Source organism: Salinicola salarius, from assembly GCF_003206135.1.
Classification (GTDB): Bacteria; Pseudomonadota; Gammaproteobacteria; order Pseudomonadales; family Halomonadaceae; genus Salinicola; species Salinicola salarius.
In genome coordinates, this window is the sequence record NZ_PZJT01000001.1 from 1 (window position 1) to 15,847 (window position 15,847).

Annotated in this window: 14 protein-coding genes; 4 read left to right on the forward strand and 10 right to left on the reverse strand. The window is 63.0% G+C overall.

The window, feature by feature from the left end:
- Positions 1–292 precede the first annotated feature (292 nt).
- Positions 293–1,288, forward strand: a complete 996-nt coding sequence (locus DOM32_RS00005) for an LLM class flavin-dependent oxidoreductase (RefSeq protein WP_110630131.1) — start codon at positions 293–295, stop codon at positions 1,286–1,288.
- A gap of 411 nt (positions 1,289–1,699) precedes the next feature.
- On the opposite strand, the gene tal is transcribed toward DOM32_RS00005, so the two are convergent.
- The 7 genes from tal to DOM32_RS00040 form a co-directional block, all read right to left on the reverse strand.
- A complete protein-coding gene (tal, locus tag DOM32_RS00010; protein ID WP_071229786.1) occupies positions 1,700–2,656 on the reverse strand; it encodes a transaldolase in 957 nt (318 codons plus the stop codon).
- Positions 2,657–2,949: 293 nt separating this feature from the next.
- Positions 2,950–4,437 carry a xylulokinase gene (gene xylB / locus DOM32_RS00015; RefSeq protein ID WP_110630133.1) on the reverse strand — a complete coding sequence of 496 codons (1,488 nt, stop codon included), beginning with the start codon at positions 4,435–4,437 and terminating at the stop codon, positions 2,950–2,952.
- An 84-nt stretch (positions 4,438–4,521) separates the two neighbouring features.
- Positions 4,522–5,997, reverse strand: coding sequence for a mannitol dehydrogenase family protein (locus DOM32_RS00020; RefSeq protein ID WP_110630135.1), 1,476 nt, complete (start codon positions 5,995–5,997; stop codon positions 4,522–4,524).
- 61 nt (positions 5,998–6,058) lie between these two features.
- A complete protein-coding gene (locus DOM32_RS00025) occupies positions 6,059–7,180 on the reverse strand; it encodes an ABC transporter ATP-binding protein (RefSeq protein WP_110630137.1) in 1,122 nt (373 codons plus the stop codon).
- Between the two features lie 45 nt (positions 7,181–7,225).
- Entirely contained in the window at positions 7,226–8,050 is an 825-nt protein-coding gene (locus DOM32_RS00030; protein WP_087718443.1) for a carbohydrate ABC transporter permease, read from the reverse strand.
- Entirely contained in the window at positions 8,047–8,892 is an 846-nt protein-coding gene (locus DOM32_RS00035) for a carbohydrate ABC transporter permease (protein WP_071229887.1), read from the reverse strand. The genes DOM32_RS00030 and DOM32_RS00035 overlap by 4 nt, the downstream gene beginning before the upstream one ends.
- Before the next feature lie 231 nt (positions 8,893–9,123).
- Positions 9,124–10,443, reverse strand: coding sequence for an ABC transporter substrate-binding protein (locus tag DOM32_RS00040; protein WP_071229791.1), 1,320 nt, complete (start codon positions 10,441–10,443; stop codon positions 9,124–9,126).
- Between the two features lie 475 nt (positions 10,444–10,918).
- On the opposite strand from DOM32_RS00040, the gene DOM32_RS00045 reads away from it, so the two are divergent.
- Positions 10,919–11,908 carry a LacI family DNA-binding transcriptional regulator gene (locus DOM32_RS00045; RefSeq protein WP_167400630.1) on the forward strand — a complete coding sequence of 330 codons (990 nt, stop codon included), beginning with the start codon at positions 10,919–10,921 and terminating at the stop codon, positions 11,906–11,908.
- A gap of 61 nt (positions 11,909–11,969) precedes the next feature.
- On the opposite strand, the gene DOM32_RS00050 is transcribed toward DOM32_RS00045, so the two are convergent.
- The 3 genes from DOM32_RS00050 to DOM32_RS00060 all read right to left on the reverse strand — a co-directional run bounded on the left by DOM32_RS00050 (position 11,970) and on the right by DOM32_RS00060 (position 14,561).
- Entirely contained in the window at positions 11,970–13,451 is a 1,482-nt protein-coding gene (locus DOM32_RS00050; RefSeq protein WP_083387114.1) for an ATP-binding protein, read from the reverse strand.
- Positions 13,448–14,119 (reverse strand): winged helix-turn-helix domain-containing protein, encoded by a 672-nt coding sequence (locus DOM32_RS00055; RefSeq protein ID WP_071229792.1) that lies wholly within the window; start codon positions 14,117–14,119, stop codon positions 13,448–13,450. The genes DOM32_RS00050 and DOM32_RS00055 overlap by 4 nt, the downstream gene beginning before the upstream one ends.
- 103 nt (positions 14,120–14,222) lie before the next feature.
- A complete protein-coding gene (locus DOM32_RS00060; RefSeq protein WP_071229793.1) occupies positions 14,223–14,561 on the reverse strand; it encodes a PepSY domain-containing protein in 339 nt (112 codons plus the stop codon).
- Positions 14,562–14,779: 218 nt separating this feature from the next.
- On the opposite strand from DOM32_RS00060, the gene DOM32_RS00065 reads away from it, so the two are divergent.
- The gene (locus tag DOM32_RS00065; protein ID WP_071229794.1) at positions 14,780–15,238 is read left to right on the forward strand and encodes a PepSY domain-containing protein; all 459 of its coding nucleotides are present in this window, start codon (positions 14,780–14,782) and stop codon (positions 15,236–15,238) included.
- 182 nt (positions 15,239–15,420) lie between these two features.
- Positions 15,421–15,780 carry a hypothetical protein gene (locus DOM32_RS00070; RefSeq protein WP_110630141.1) on the forward strand — a complete coding sequence of 120 codons (360 nt, stop codon included), beginning with the start codon at positions 15,421–15,423 and terminating at the stop codon, positions 15,778–15,780.
- The last annotated feature ends 67 nt before the right edge of the window (positions 15,781–15,847 follow it).

Sequence of the window (15,847 nt, forward strand, 5' to 3'; positions counted from 1 at the left end):
TACCGAGAGATCACAGCTAGCTTCCTGGTCTACCTTTCAGCGTATTCGCCGGAAGATTATTCGATGATGGGTTATCGGCTCCAGCCCCGGCAGCGAGACGGCGCACGCCAGGCGCCGTCAGCCAATCCTGTCCCCTGCTGACATCGCCCGAAAGCGCTCTCTCGGGAAGATCGCGTCCGAGTGCCAAACAAAATCGATATCACATATCGGTTGCATTCACCTCGGACGCCCTCATGATGAGGATCATGAGGGCGCTAACGAGCGCCCGCCCATTTCTCCGACGAGAACGCTCATGTCACGACTTGCCGATATTCCTCTCTCGGTGCTGGATCTGGCACCGATCACGCGCGACGGCACACCGGCGGAGACTTTCCGCCACAGCGTCGACCTGGCCCAGCAGACCGAACGGCTGGGTTACAACCGCTACTGGCTGGCCGAGCACCACAACATCGACGGGATCGCCAGTGCGGCGACCAGCGTGCTGATCGGCCATATCGCGGGGGCCACCTCGACCATGCGCATCGGCAGCGGCGGGATCATGCTGCCCAACCACCCGCCGCTGGCGATCGCCGAGCAGTTCGGCACGCTGGCCACGCTCTACCCGGATCGCATCGACCTCGGCCTCGGCCGTGCGCCGGGCTCCGACGGCATCACCATGCAGGCGATGCGTCGCGACCCCCGCGCCGGCGTCAACGATTTCCCCGACCGTCTCGACGAACTCCGCCGCTACCTGGGCGACAGCGTGCCCGGCCAGCGGGTGCGGGCGATTCCGGGTGAAGGCACGCACGTGCCCATCTGGCTGCTCGGTTCCAGCGGCTACAGCGCCCAGCTCGCCGCCAGGCTCGGGCTCCCCTTCGCCTTTGCCGGCCAGTTCGCGCCGGGTTACATGATCGAAGCGCTGCATCTCTATCGCGAAGGCTTCCAGCCCGGCGTGCTCGACAAGCCCCACGCGATGATCGGCATTCCGCTGGTCGCGGCCGAGAGCGACGAGCGCGCGCGCTTCCTGGCTACCACGCAGCAGCAGAAGTTCCTCAACCTGATTCGCGGCAAGAGCACCCGCACCCAGCCGCCGGCGGAAAGACTCGACTGGTCGCCGCAGGAGCAGGCCATGGTCGCGCAGAATCTCGGCGCCGCCGTCATCGGTGGCCCGGAGCGCGTTCGCCAGCAACTGGACGAATTGCTCGAACGCACCGGCGCCGATGAGATCATGGTCAATACCGACTGCTACGATCACGCCGATCGGGTGAAGTCCTACGAGATTCTGGCGGATGTCTGGAAGAAGGCGTAATCGCATTACGCCGTGACTCGCTGCTTGAAAAATGCTCGACCAATTCCTCGTTGCAGAGGACGTCACTGGTCAGGGGGGGGGCGCGACGGCGTCTTCAAGACAGCGCTGGGCGGAGGGCGCCAAGCCGGGGCGCGCGACATGGATGTCGCGCGAGGCGCGTTAGGACATGGATGTCCGTACGCGCCGACCCGAAGCGCAGGCGCTTTCCGCTCAGGAATTCGCGGTCTTGCGACGCCAAAAGAGGGGGAGCGGCGAGGGGGCGAGCGTTAAGCCCCCTCGTCAATCAACGGTGAGAATCGCTGATTCGCGACCCAGTGCTGTCTTGAAGACGCCGTCGCGCCCCCTGCCTACCAACGAGAAACACCCAGCACATTGGCCGGGTGTTTCTGCATCAAGCTTGAAAGAAAAGACTTAGCCGAGACGCTTGGCCAGCAGACCTTCCAGCTTCTTCTGGTCGGCGGCGAAGGTGCGAATGCCTTCGGCCAGCTTTTCGGTCGCCATGGCGTCCTCATTGTGCTCCCAACGGAACTGCGCTTCACCGATCGGGTCGAGACGCTCGCTGCCGCTACCGGTATCGGTCACCTTGCGGGTCACTTCGCCTTCCGCCGAGGCGAGCTCCTCGAGCAGCGCCGGCGAGATGGTCAGGCGGTTGCAGCCTGCCAGTGCCAGGATCTGGTCGGTGTTGCGGAAGCTGGCGCCCATGACCACGGTGTCATAGCCGTAACGGCTGGCGTAGTCGCAAACGCCGCGAACGAACTTGACGCCCGGGTCCTCGTCCGGCGCGTAGGATTCGGTACCGGTCGCCTTCTTGTACCAGTCAGTGACGCGGCCGACGAACGGCGAGATCAGATAGACGCCGGCTTCGAAGCAGGCACGGGCCTGGGCATCGGAAAACAGCAGCGTCAGGTTGCAGTTGATGCCTTCCTTCTCCAGCTTCTCGGCGGCGCGGATGCCTTCCCAGGTCGAGGCCAGCTTGATCAGCACGCGATCCTTGGAGACGCCGCGCTTCTCGTAGAGATCGATCAGGTGATGAGCCTTGTCGATGCTCGCCTGCTCGTCGAACGAGAGCTTGGCGGCCACTTCGGTGGATACCCGGCCGGGCACCAGCTTGGTGATCTCGGTGCCGATGGCGACCGACAGGCGATCGACCGCCTCTTCGATGCGGGCATCGGGGTCGGAAATTTCCGACTTGACCGCGCTCAAGGTCTCTTCGATCAGATCCTGATAACCCTCGAGATCAAACGCCTTGAGAATCAGAGACGGGTTGGTAGTCGCATCGTGGGGCTGATAACGGCGAATGGCATCCAGATCGCCCGTATCGGCAACCACCATGGAAAGTTGCTTGAGAGAGTCGAGTTGCTGTGTCATGAGTCGCTCCATCGTCGTGGCGTGTGATTGCATCCCGTCGCAATCCTGATCCTGAAAGCATAACACCGATGCCCGGCTCTCGCCGTGACCCTTGCCGAGTTTCGGGCCATTCCTCATCGGCGGCATCCGATCCACCGTCACCAGGATCGGGAATCGCGATCTGCAAAGAGTCATGTCATCGAGGCATCATGGATTCTTTCGGAAAAGAACCTCGTGCCATGACTCATCGATGAGGAGGCGATGCCTTGATTTCAAGGCCCGACAGCCGCCACCGACTGCCGGAAGCCGAAGACTCAGGCGATACCGTGCTCGCGGCTCAGCGCATCGCGGTAACGCCGATAAATACCGTGATAGCTGGCCACGGTTTCCGGTTGGGGTCGGGTCAACGTGGACTCGTCCAGCTTGACCCAGTCCCGGCAGAGCGCGTCCAGTGCCACCTCGGACTCGCGATCGTCGCACCAGCGCGCCTGAATCGCGCCGCCGAAGGCCGCCGCCTCGGTCACTTCCGGGCAGACCACTTCGACATCGAGCACGTCGGCCACGATCTGGCGCCAGATCGGGCTTTTCGCGCCGCCGCCGACCAGACGTACCTGGGTGGCCTGGCTCGCCAGCGGGCCGAGCAGTTCGAGGCCATAGCGCAGCCCGAACGTCGCGCTCTCGACGGCGGCACGGCAGAGGTTTTCCGGCGTGGTGTTGAAGCTGGTCATGCCGCTCATGCTCGCCTGGGCCTGCGGCAGCGCCGGCACCCGCTCGCCGCTGAAGAACGGCAGCAGGGTGATGCCGCCCGCCCCCGGCTCGGCCTTGGCGACGGCACGATTGAAACCCTCGATATCGAGCCCGACCAGTTCCCGCAGCGTCGTCGTGGCCGAGGTCACGTTCATGGTGCAGATCAGCGGCAGCCAGCCATCGTGGCTGGCGCAGAAGTTCGCCACCATGGCGTTGTCCGGCACCACCGGATCCGGCGAATGGACGGCGATGGTGCCGGAGGTGCCCAGGCTGATCGTGACGCGGCCCGGCTCGATATTGCCGGTGCCGATGGCGCCCATCATGTTGTCGCCACCGCCACTGGAGACGAGCACGTCGTCGCCGAGGCCCAGCTCCCGCGCCAGCGCCGGGCGAACCGTGCCGACCGCCTGGCGGGAATCGATCAGCCTGGGCAGCACACTGTCAGCATCCAGCTCCGGGGCAATGAGTTCGAACACGTCGCGACGCCAGGTCCGCGTGCGCGTATCGAAGTAGCCGGTGCCGGAGGCATCACCCGGCTCGGCGACACGTTCCCCGGTCAGCCAGAAATTGAGGTAGTCGTGCGGCAGCAGCAGCGTGGCGATCCGCCGGTACGCCTGCGGATGCGTCTCGCGCAGCCAGGCGATCTTGGAAGCGGTATAGCCGGTCTGCAGCACCAGGCCCAGCTTGTCGATACAACCCTGCTCCCCGCCGAGCCGATCGATCAGCCGCTCGTTCCACTCCGCGGTTTCGGTATCGTTCCAGAGCTTGGCCGGATGCACCGGCACGCCATCGCCATCCAGCGCCACCATGCCGTGCTGCTGCCCCGAGATACCGATGGCACGGACCGCAGCCCCCTCCACGCCGGCGTTGCTCAACGCCTCGCCGAGCGCACCACGAAATGCCTCGGTCCACTCTTCGACACGCTGCTCCCGCCGGCCGTGGTCGCCCTGCTCCAGCCTGTGGGGACGAGAGGCTTCGCCAACGATGCGGCCGTCGCTTCCATCGACCACCACGACCTTGGTGCTCTGCGTGCCACAATCCACACCGATATACATCGCATCCATCCCTCGATCAGTTCAGATTCCAGCCCGGCGCCATGGCCGGCGTAAACGCCGACCTTACCCCGTCAGTCGCTGAGGTCAATTGGCGACGAGATGCTCGACGCAGGCACGCGCACCATCCCGGTACAGCCGTTCTAGCGCATCGAGGTAGGCCGTGCGGAAACGTTCGTCGTCGGCCAGATCGCCGAACAGCTGGCGATTCTCGATGAACGCGGTCGGCTCGTCGCGGTTGCGCTTGGCGATCGCCATCAACTCGTCCTTGAGCCGATCGACCACCACGATCGGCTCGCCCTGCTCGTCGACGCCTTCGGCATAACGAGCCCAGCTCGCCACGACCGCGGCGCTGCGATGGATTTCGCCGTCCTGCGCCAGCTGTTCCCGAATTACCGGCAGCAGCCACTTGGGGATGCGATCCGAACTCTCGGCGCATAGTCGCGCCAGGGTGTCCTTGATCTCCGGGTTGGCGAAGCGCGCGATCAGGGTGCGCTTGTAGTCGTCGAGGTCGACGCCCGGCACCGGCCGCAGGGTCGGCGTGCCCTCTCGATTCATGTAGTCGAGCAGGAAATCGACGAACAGCGGGTCCTGGCACACCTCGTGGGCGTAACGGTAGCCGGCCAGATAGCCGAAATAGGTCAGCGCCTGGTGGCTGGCGTTGAGCAGACGCAGCTTCATCAGCTCGTAGGGCATGACATCGTCGACCAGTTGCACGCCGACCTGATCGTAGGCGGGCCGGCCGCTGTTGAAGTGGTCTTCCAGCACCCACTGGGTGAAGGGTTCGCACACCACCGGCCAGCGGTCCTCGATACCGAAGCGTTGGTGGATCTCCTCGATGTCGGCATCGGTGGTCACCGGCGTGATGCGGTCGACCATCGAATTGGGGAAACGGACGTTGGCATCGATCCAGTCGCCCAGTTCCGCGTCCCGCGCCCTGGCGTAGGCCACGAACATCTTGTGGGCGACCTCGCCGTTGCCCTGGATGTTGTCGCAGGACATCACCGTGAACGGATCGATGCCCCGCTCACGCCGACGCGCCAGCGCCTCGGCGACGATGCCGAAGGTCGTCCTGGGCGCCTGTGGCGAGGCCAGGTCATGCTTGACGTCCTCGTTGCCGAGATCGAACTCGCCGGTGACGTGATGGAAGTTGTAGCCCCCTTCCGTCACCGTCAGCGAGACGATGCGAATCTTCGGGTCCGCCAGCAGCTCCAGCGTGCCCTCGATGTCGTCCGGCGCGTATCGGTAATCGATGATCGAGCCGATGACTCGCGCCTGATACTCCCCTTCGGGATGCTTGATCACCAGCGTGTAGAGGTGATCCTGCGCCGACAGCGCCGCCTGCATGCGCCGGTCGCCCGGCATGACGCCGACGCCGACGATGCCCCAGTCCAGCGCTTCGCCTCGATTCATCAGATCGTCGAGATACATCGCCTGGTGGGCGCGATGAAAGCCGCCGACGCCGAAGTGGACGATGCCCGGTGTGACCTGGCTACGATCGTAGGATGGCTTGGCGACGGCGCCATCGAGTTGATCGAGAACCGCCGAATTCAACGATGCCATAGGGTTTCTCCTGAAAAAGTCACTGCTCCGGGAAAGATACTGAGCACCACGTAATCGCTGGCTAGGCTTCGGCGGCTGCCGAAGGCTGTGATGTCGGCTCGCGGCCGATGGCCAGCTCGCTCTCGCTGTCGAACAGGTGCAGTTTGTCGCTGTCGCAAGTCAGTGTCAGCGTGTCGCCGATCTGGACTTTCTGATGGCCCGGCAACTGCGCGGTGACGGCATGTTCCCCCACGCTCAGTTGCACCATGGTCACTGCGCCCAGCGTCTCGACCACATCCACCATGCCCTCGACACGATTGGCACCGGACGCGTCGCCGATCCGCAGGTGTTCCGGACGAACGCCGACCCAGACGTCCTGCCTCTTTGCCGATGCCATGGCAGCACGATGGGCTTCGTCCAGCGTGAGCCGGTACCCCTCGCCGCTGACCACGCCGTCGGCATGCCCGGCACGCAGGAAGTTCATCGATGGATTGCCGATGAAACCGGCCACGAACCGGTTGGCCGGAAAATCATAGAGGTTGATCGGCGTATCGATCTGCTGGATTTTACCGTCCTTCATCACCACGATGCGCTCGCCCATGGTCATCGCCTCGACCTGGTCGTGGGTGACGTAGAACGTGGTCACGTTGAGTCGCTTGTGCAGCTTGACGATCTCGGCTCGCATGTCGACGCGCAGCTTCGCATCCAGGTTGGAGAGCGGCTCGTCCATCAGGAACACCTGCGGATTGCGCACGATCGCCCGCCCCAGCGCGACGCGCTGACGCTGGCCACCGGACAGCTCCCTCGGCTTGCGGTCGAGCAGATGTTCGATACCCAGCGTCTGCGCCGCTTCGTCGACCTTCTGCTTGATCTCCTCGGCCGGGCGCTTCTTCAGTTTCAGGCTGAAGGCCATGTTCTCGGCCACGCTCATGTGCGGATAGAGCGCGTAGCTCTGGAACACCATGGCGATATCGCGCTCTTTCGGCGGCACCTGACTGACATCCTTGCCGCCGATCAGGATCTCCCCTTCGGTATTGCGCTCGAGACCGGCGATCATGCGCATGGTGGTGGACTTGCCGCAGCCCGAAGGCCCCACCAGCACCACGAATTCACCGTCGCGCGTCACGAGGTTGAAATTGTCGACGGCGTTGTTGCCACTTGATCCGTACTGTTTGGCGACGTTCTTGAGTTCGACGATGGCCATGTCGTTAACCCTCTCGATGAAATTCGGTACCAGCACGATCGCCGGTCATTTGACGGCGCCGAAGGTCAGCCCTCTGACCATCTGGCGTTGCGTGAACCAGCCGAGCACGATGATCGGCGCGATCGCCAGCACCGAAGCGGCGGACATCTTGGCCCAGAACAGCCCTTCGGCGCTCTTGAACGAGGCGATGTAGACCGCCAGCGTTGCCGCGCTGTGGTCGGTCATGGTGATACTCCAGAACGACTCGTTCCACGCCAGAATCAGCGCCAGCAGCCCGGTCGAAGCCAGCCCCGGCAGCGCCAGCGGCAATACCACCTTGAACAGCGTCTGCATGATGCTGGCGCCGTCGATGTCGGCGGCTTCGACGATGTCCTTGGGAATGTCGCGGAAGTAGGAGTAGACCATCCACACGATGATCGGCAGGTTCATCGCGGTGAACAGAAGCGTCAGCCCCAGGGCGTTGTCCAGCAGTCCGACCGCGCTGTAGACCAGATAGATCGGAATCAGGACGCCGACCGCCGGAATGAACTTGGTCGAGACCATCCACACCAGCAGGAAGTCGGTGCGTTTGTTGGGATAGAAAGCCATGGCGTAGGCGGCCGGTACGGCCAGCGCCAGGCCAATGACGGTCGAGGCGACGGCGGTCAATGCGGAGTTCCAGGCGTAATGCCAGTAGCCGCTGCCCTGTGCCAGGGCCGTCTTGAAGCTCTCCAGCGTCGGCGAGAAGAAGAAGTTCGGCACCACCGTGAAGGCCTGCTGCTCGGTCTTGAACGCGGTCAGCAGCAGCCACAGGATCGGGAAGAAGATCAGCAGCGCCACGACCCACGCGAGCACGCCCATGGCAGTGTTGGCAAACCGTTGCGATTTCATCGTGCGGCTCCCGCGTTGAGGTTCCCGGCAATGAAGCGAATCAGCATGATGGCGAAGATGTTCGCCAGGACCACGGCGCCGATGGCGGCAGCCGACGCGATGCCGATGTCGTTCTGCTGGAACACGGTCTGGAAGATGTAGTACGGCAAGTTGGTGGTCGCGGTCCCGGGGCCACCGCTGGTGGTGGTGTAGATCTCGGCAAACGAGGTCAGGAAGAAGATGCTCTCCAGCATCACCACGACATAGAGCACCTGCCCCAGATGCGGGACCACGATATGGCGGAACTCCTGCCAGGCATTGGCGCCATCGAGCCTGGCCGCCTCGATCTGATCCTCGGGCAGCGACTGCAGGCCGGTCAGCAGCACCAGCAGTGCGAACGGCGTCCATTCCCAGGTGATCATGATGATCACCGACAGCATCGGATAGTGGGCGAGCCAGTCGACCGGCTCCAGCCCCAGTTGCCGCGCCACCCAGGCGAACAGCCCGTAGACCGGGTGGAACAGCATGTTCTTCCAGATCAGGCCGGTCACCACCGGCATCACGAAAAACGGCGCCACCGCCAGCGTGCGAGCCACGCCACGTCCGACGAAGGTGCGGTTGAACAGCAGCGCCAGCGCCAGACCCAGGCACACCGTGATGACCAGACTGGCCGCGACGATGATCAGGGTATTGGCCAACGACTTCCAGAACGTGGGGTCGCCCAGCAGAATCGCGAAATTGTTCAACCCGGCGAAGCCGTTGTACATCGGCATGATCAGGTTGTACTGCTGGAACGAGTAATAGATGGTCATCGCCAGCGGGACGAGCATCCAGATCAGCAGGAAGATGACCGCCGGCGCCATCAACAGTCGCGTGGTACGGGCGAAAGAGCGCGCCCCGGTAACCTCGGCAGAAGGCGTGGCGGTCGAGACGGTTCGAGAAATGGCTTTCATGCGTGATTCCCGTGGCTTTTGGATTGCGTGACGCAACCACTGGTCCGGCTAAACGATTTAGCTAAACAGTCCAGCTAAACGGTCCGACTTACGCAGCGACACCGCCGATCGGCCGACCGGCGGTGTCCACAGGCGAATCGCTTACTGCGGCTTGCCGGTCTGCTGCATGATGCGGTCGGTGAAGGTCTGCCCCTGCTGGAGCGCCTCTTCGACGCTGCTCTGACCGGAAAGCATCGCTGCCATCAGCTGACCGACACGGGTACCGATCGCCTGGAACTGCGGGATGGTGACGAACTGCACGCCGGTATACGGCACTTCCTGCGCGCTGGGATCGTTCGGGCTGGCGCTCTTGATCGCCGTTTCGACCAGCGGCGCGAACGGTGCTGCCTTGACGTACTCGTCGCTGGCGTAGGTGGATTGGCGCGTTCCCGGCGGCACCGCCAGCCAGCCCTTGTCATCCGCGACGGCCTGGATGTAGTCCTTGGAGGTCGCCCAGTCGACGAAGGTCTTCGCCGCTTCCTGATGCTTGGATGACTGCGGCACGGCCAACGCCCAGGTGAACAGCCAGTTGGAGCCCTTCTCGGTCGTCTCGTACGGCGCCTGAGCAAAACCCACGTTGTCCGCCACCTGGGACGTCTCCGGATCGCTGAGATAGCTGGCCGCCACGGTGGAGTCGACCCACATGCCGCACTGACCGTTGGCAAACAGCGTCTCGGACTCGGTGAAACCGTTGGAGGTCACGCCCGGCGGGCCATAGTTGTTGAGCAGGTCGACGTACGCGTTGGCCGCGTTCTTCCACTCGTCGCTGGTCAGTTGCGGATTCCAGTCCATGTCGAACCAGCGTCCACCGAAGCTGTTGATCATGGTGCCGAACAGCGCCATGTTCTGCCCCCAGCCCGGCAGGCCGCGCAGACAGATGCCGTAGACGCCATCCGAAGGAGAATGGATCTTGGAGGCGAACTCTTCGATCTGGGTCCAGGTCGGCTTGTCCGGCATTTCGATACCGGCCTTCTCGAACAGGTCCTTGCGGTAGTAGGTCACCGAGGACTCCGCATAGAACGGCAGCGCGTAGAGCGTGCCATCCACCGACAGCCCCTCTTTCACCGGCTTGAGCAGATCATCGACGTCATAGCTGGCAGGCAGGTTTTCCATCGGCGCCAGCCAATCGTTCTGCGCCCAGATCGGGGTCTCGTAGTTGCTGACGGTGACGACGTCGTACTGGCCCGCACCGCTGGCGATATCGGTAGTGACCTTCTGGCGGAGTTCGTTTTCCGGCAGCGTCACCCAGTTGACCTTGATGTCCGGGTGCGCCTCGTTGAACGCCGACATCATGCTCTGCATCGTCACCATGTCGGGATTGTTCACGGTGGCGACGGTGATCTCCGTGCTCTGCGCCATGGCGGCGGAGCAGGCACCCAGGCCCGCGATACCGATGCCTGAAACAAACAGGGCAAGTCTCATCTGGAATTCCTCTCGTAGCGCTCGTTATTGCTATGTTGTCGACGGCTATCGTTTTCGACTGCTGTCACGCCGAGTATCGGACGATCCCGCGGATACGATCGGACCTGATCTGTCCAGGCTGGCGTTAGTTGACGAAGATCGACCGTGCGTTTTTATTGATGCATGTTCAACGCCATGACATCAGCATCAAATCATAGCGTTAACACTGATTGACGCAAGTCATTTCATTTATACTAAAACCTTGATAATCAACTGCTTAAACCACATTAGACCAATGTTTAATGTCTCGACTAGACTTAAGTAGTACGGAAAAATCAGCTCTACAGTACGATTTCCATGATAGAAAATGACACGAAATGATATTGGATGATCATGGCGTATCAGCGGCTGGGCTGCTGACGCCTCAGCGCACGAAAGCCAGAGTCATCGCCTGGATTTCATGAAATCACGGGGTGTTATCAGGGAGATGAGGTCAATGCCTCGAACCACGCTCGCGGATATTGCCCGCCAGGCCGGGGTCAGCAAGATCACCGTTTCACGCACGTTTTCCTCGCCGGAAAAGGTTCATGCCGAAACGCGCGATCAGATATTGCGCATCGCTCGCGAGCTCAATTATGTGTCGCCGTCACAGACGACCCAGCGCGAGACCGCTGTCACGCGGACACTGGGCGTCGTCAATCCCAACATGAACAACCCCTTCTTCGGTCGAATGACCCGAGAGATCACGCTGGCGGCGAGAGCCCGTGGCTACACCGTGCTGGTCTTCGACTCCTATGAATCGGAGACGCTGGAAGCCGAGGCGATCGGCAAGCTGATCGAGTTCTCCGTCGATGCGGTCATCCTGTCGGTCATCTCGTCGGACATCGATTACCACCCGGCCTATCTGGATCGCCTCGAGGCGGCGGGAATCCCGGTCGTGCTGGTCGACCGCGAGCTCAAGGCGGCCCACTACGGCGGGGTCTACATCGACAACCTCGACTGCGGCTATCAGGCGGGCCGCTACTGTCTCGAGCAGGGTCTGGAAAAACTGCTTGCCGTATCGGGGCCGGCCGACTCGATGGTCTCGATCGGCCGCATGTCGGGTCTGCGGGAAGCAATCGGCAGCCGCCGGATCTCGCTCGACGTGGTGTACAGCGATTTCAGCTTCGAGCCCGCCTATCAGGCGCTGCGGGAGTATCTGCAGGAGCATCCGTGGCCGGAAGGAATCATCGGCGCCAACAACCAGATCACCATGGCGGTACTGAAACTCTGCCATGAGCAAGGGGTCGTACCGCAGCGGGACGTACAGCTGTTCAGCATCGATGACATCGAGCACAGCGACGTGTTCGGGCTGCATATCCCCTGCATTCATCACAATCTGCCGGAAATCGCGCAGCAGGCGCTGCAACTGGCACTGGCGGCGATTCAGTCACCGGAACAGCGCGGCTTCCGCACCGTGGTCCGTGGCCAGCTTCGCACCTGGTGATTCCGGGAGAGACGCAGCCGAATCACGGCATCGCGGCGGGCGAACATCGCGTGATCGGCGATCAGTCGGCTGCCGGCGGCTGGCTGGCCGTGTCGCCGATCCGCGCGGAAACCGGCGACGCCGGCAGCCAGACATCCGCCGCCAGCCCGCCCAGGGCGGCACGTTCCAGGCGCAGCGTGCCGCCATAGAGCATCATCAGGTCTTCGACGATCGCCAGCCCCAGCCCTGAACCCCCGGAGCCGGAACCAGAACCGCGGACATCCAGCCTGACGCCCCGGGCCAGGGCGGCTTCCCCCTGAGCGCGGGTCATTCCCGGGCCATCGTCCTCGATCCGCAGGCGCACGCCCTGCGATACCCGGGAAACCCTGAACGAAACCCGGCTGTCCGCCCAGCGCAACGCGTTTTCCAGCAGGTTCCCGGTGAGCTCCTGAATGTCCTGCGGGTCGATGCGCGCCGCCGCGTCCGGATCGATGTCGGTATCGAACTGTATGCCGCGCCGCTCGGCCAGCCTGGCCAGCCCCTTGACGACCGGCGCGATCGCGTCACCGATCGAGACACGCCCCGAGAACGCCACCCCGCCGGCTGCCGACGCGCGGGCCAGATGATGACGCACTGCATCGTCGATCCGGGCCAGTTCGGTATTGATGGGCTGGCGCTGGGCCTCGGGAAAACGTTCCGAGAGCGTCTTGAGCACGCTGACCGGCGTCTTCAGCGCATGCGCCAGGTTGCCGGCCGCCGCGCGCCCGCGCTCGATCAGGCGACGGTCGCGTTCGAGCACGCCGTTCATGGCCAGCGCCAGCTCCTTCAGTTCCACCGGCAGTTGCGTGTCCAGGCGCTCGATATCCCCTTCTTCCACAGCCCGCAGGTTGGCAGACATCCGCCGCAGTGGCGCGAGCCCCCAGCGCATCTGCAACGCCAACCCGGCCAGCAGCAGCACGCCGAACGTGGCCAGCGACACGATCAGCAGGCGCTCGAAGCGCTCGACTTCATGGTTGAGTTCCGCGGTCGACCCGGCCAGCGCCACGTGGATCGCATCCTGGCGCCCCGGCAAGTGCAGGTCACGTTCGATCATGCGCAGATCGTCATCGCGCGGGCCTTCGACCTCGTAGACGGCCAGGCCACTGTGATGCTCGGGAATCGGCAGGCGCTGGTCCCACAGCGAACGCGACGTCAGGGTGAGATCGCTACCGTCGCTCACCTGCCAGTACCAGCCGGAATAGACGCGGTCGAAGCGAGCGTCGCCCAGCGAACGGTTCAGCTGCAGGCGCTGGCCGATACTGTCGACCTGGATGCCGGCCAACAGCGCATTGAGCAGCGACTCGAGACGGGTATCGAAAGAGGCCGTCGCGGACTGCCGGAAGTTGTAGCTCAACCCGACGCCGGCCAGCGGAAGCAGCACGATGACCAGCAGCAGCGAGGCCACCAGCAGGCGCGCACCCAACGGCGCCAGCCGCAGCCGTTCTCCCCAGCGCGATACCCAGCGAGGTTGCCAGTGTCTCGGGACGCCTTTCGGACCTCGGCCTTGCGAGTTCTGGCCTTTCACGCCTCGGCCTCGAGATCCACCAGGCGATAGCCCTGCCCCCGAAGCGTCTCGATCCGGGCACGGCCAAACTTGCGCCGCAACCGGCTGATCTGGACATCGATGACATTGGAGTCGGGTTCGTGATCGCGGTTGTAGACGTGCTCGACCAGTTCGGCGCGGCTGACGATACGCGGCGAGGCATGCATCAGGTACGAAAGCAGACGGGACTCCTGCGCGGTCAACGTGATCGGTCGCCCGGCCAGCGAGACACTGCCCGAATGGGTATCCAGGGTCAGCTCCCCGATCCGGATCACCGGATGAGCGTGACCGTGGCTGCGGCGAACCAGCGCTCGCAACCGGAACAGCACCTCGGCGGTCTCGAACGGTTTGACGACGTAATCGTCGGCGCCGGCGGAGAAGCCGGCCGCCTTGTCGGACCAGCGCTCGCGGGCCGTCAGCACCAGCACCGGCAGATCGATCGCATCCTCGCGCCACTGGGAGAGCCAGCGCGTCCCATCACCGTCGGGCAGCCCGAGATCGAGGATGACCGCATCGTAGCGCTCGGTTCGTACCAGGAAGTCAGCCTCCTGCCCGGTGGTCGTCGATTCGATCAGCAGGCCGGCCTCGGCCAGCGCCGCTGCCAACGCCTCGGCCAGTGCCGCATCATCCTCGACCAGCAGTACCTTCATTACCGACTCCCTGATTCAAGACTCATCTTTCACTGCAACGATCGCCCCTGGCGGAGTTCGTCCATGTCAAAAAGCGGCTCCGGCCGCCAGTATCGACGACAGGCTAGGGCGATTTCTTCATCGCCGCGATATCCACCCCTTCGACACTCAGCAACTCGCCATTGGTGGCGTCGAACTCGAATTCGACGACCTGCCCCCGGGGGCCGATCATTTCCACTTCGTACTCGATCCGGTCGCCTTCCTGCTCCAGCTCGACCTCGAGGATCTGCCCCTCGTAGCGGGCTTCCAGCCAGTCCATGATCTCGCCGATGCCGACCAGATGGCCTTCCTTGACCTCCTTGTGGAGATCCCGCCAATTGTCGCCATCGGCACTCACGGGCACCAGTGCACCGCTCATCATCAGCGGCAGGGTCAGCAGCATAAGAAGGTTGCGAAATTTCATGTCACCAGTGTGCCGTAATAGCCATGAATCCGACATGAATACGTCAGCCCGTGGCACGCCATCGGCCGCCGGGCGTATCGCGGCGGTAGATGATGAACCCCGGATGAATATCTCTTTCAGTTCGCGTCAAGGTCCCCCCGAGTATAACGAGGGACATCGACAAGGCCGGTCCGTCGCGAAGAACGCGACTACCGATACCCAACTTCAGGAGATCGATCATGAAATACCGTCTGTGGATGTTGCCTGCCGTTGCACTGGGAAGCGGAATCAGCGTCAGCGCCTTGGCCGACGAGACGACGCTATCCTACAGTCAATTGAAGACGCTGCTCGATAAAGCCGAAAGCCATGGCTTCACCCATTACGAAAAGCTGGATGTGGATCGTGACGACAACCGGCTCGAGGTGGAGGGATGGCGCGACGACGGCTGGGAACTGGACGTCTCGATGGCGCTGGACGACGGTGCCTTGATGCGGGAAAGTCAGCGCCAGTCGAATATCCCGGACTGGAGCCTGACGGCCGAAGAGTTGCAGAACGCGTTGGCACAGGCCCAGAATCGCGGCATGCAACATTTCGCGGAACTCGAAGTCGACAGTGATGGTCGCATCGAGATAGAAGGCTACAACGCGCAGCAGAACGAACTCGATCTCGACCTGCATCGGGACGAGTTGAACAGATGATCACAACGCTGCCGCCCTCAGAGGGTGTTGACAAAAGGGCTGCACTCGACAATCCAGCGTTAAAATCGGCCTCAAATACTCATTTACTCCATGTAAACTCCGTGTTTTCGGCCAATTTTGCCTTGTCTTGCCTTCGTTCGCCTGTTTTGTAAACACCCTCTCAGCAATCGAGGAGAAAGTGGATGACCGATAACCGCCACGATACCGGCAACGCGGCCTGGCGTGCCGCGCAGCAATGGCGCGAGCGCGTTCAGCAGACTCGTCCCAGTCAGGGTGCCGGAGGCCTGCGCCTGTTGTTCACCTGGCTGCTCTTCGGCGTCATGCTGATCGTCGGCACCCTGCTCGGCCTGTTTTTCCTGATCGTCGGCTGGGCGATGCTGCCGTTTCTCCGCCATCGCATGAAAAAGCGCGCCGAACAGTTCCGCGCCTCTCGAGCGCAGTATGCCGGCGGCAGCGCCGATCCCGACGGCGGCAACCACTCGGCAGGGCGTTCCCAGCAAGTGCTCGATGGCGAATACGAGGTGCGCTCGAAAGACTCCTGAACACGCTACCGGCATCGCTTCCCTGCATCGATTCCCCGCGTCGGGGCTTGATCGTGCACGCTTTGAT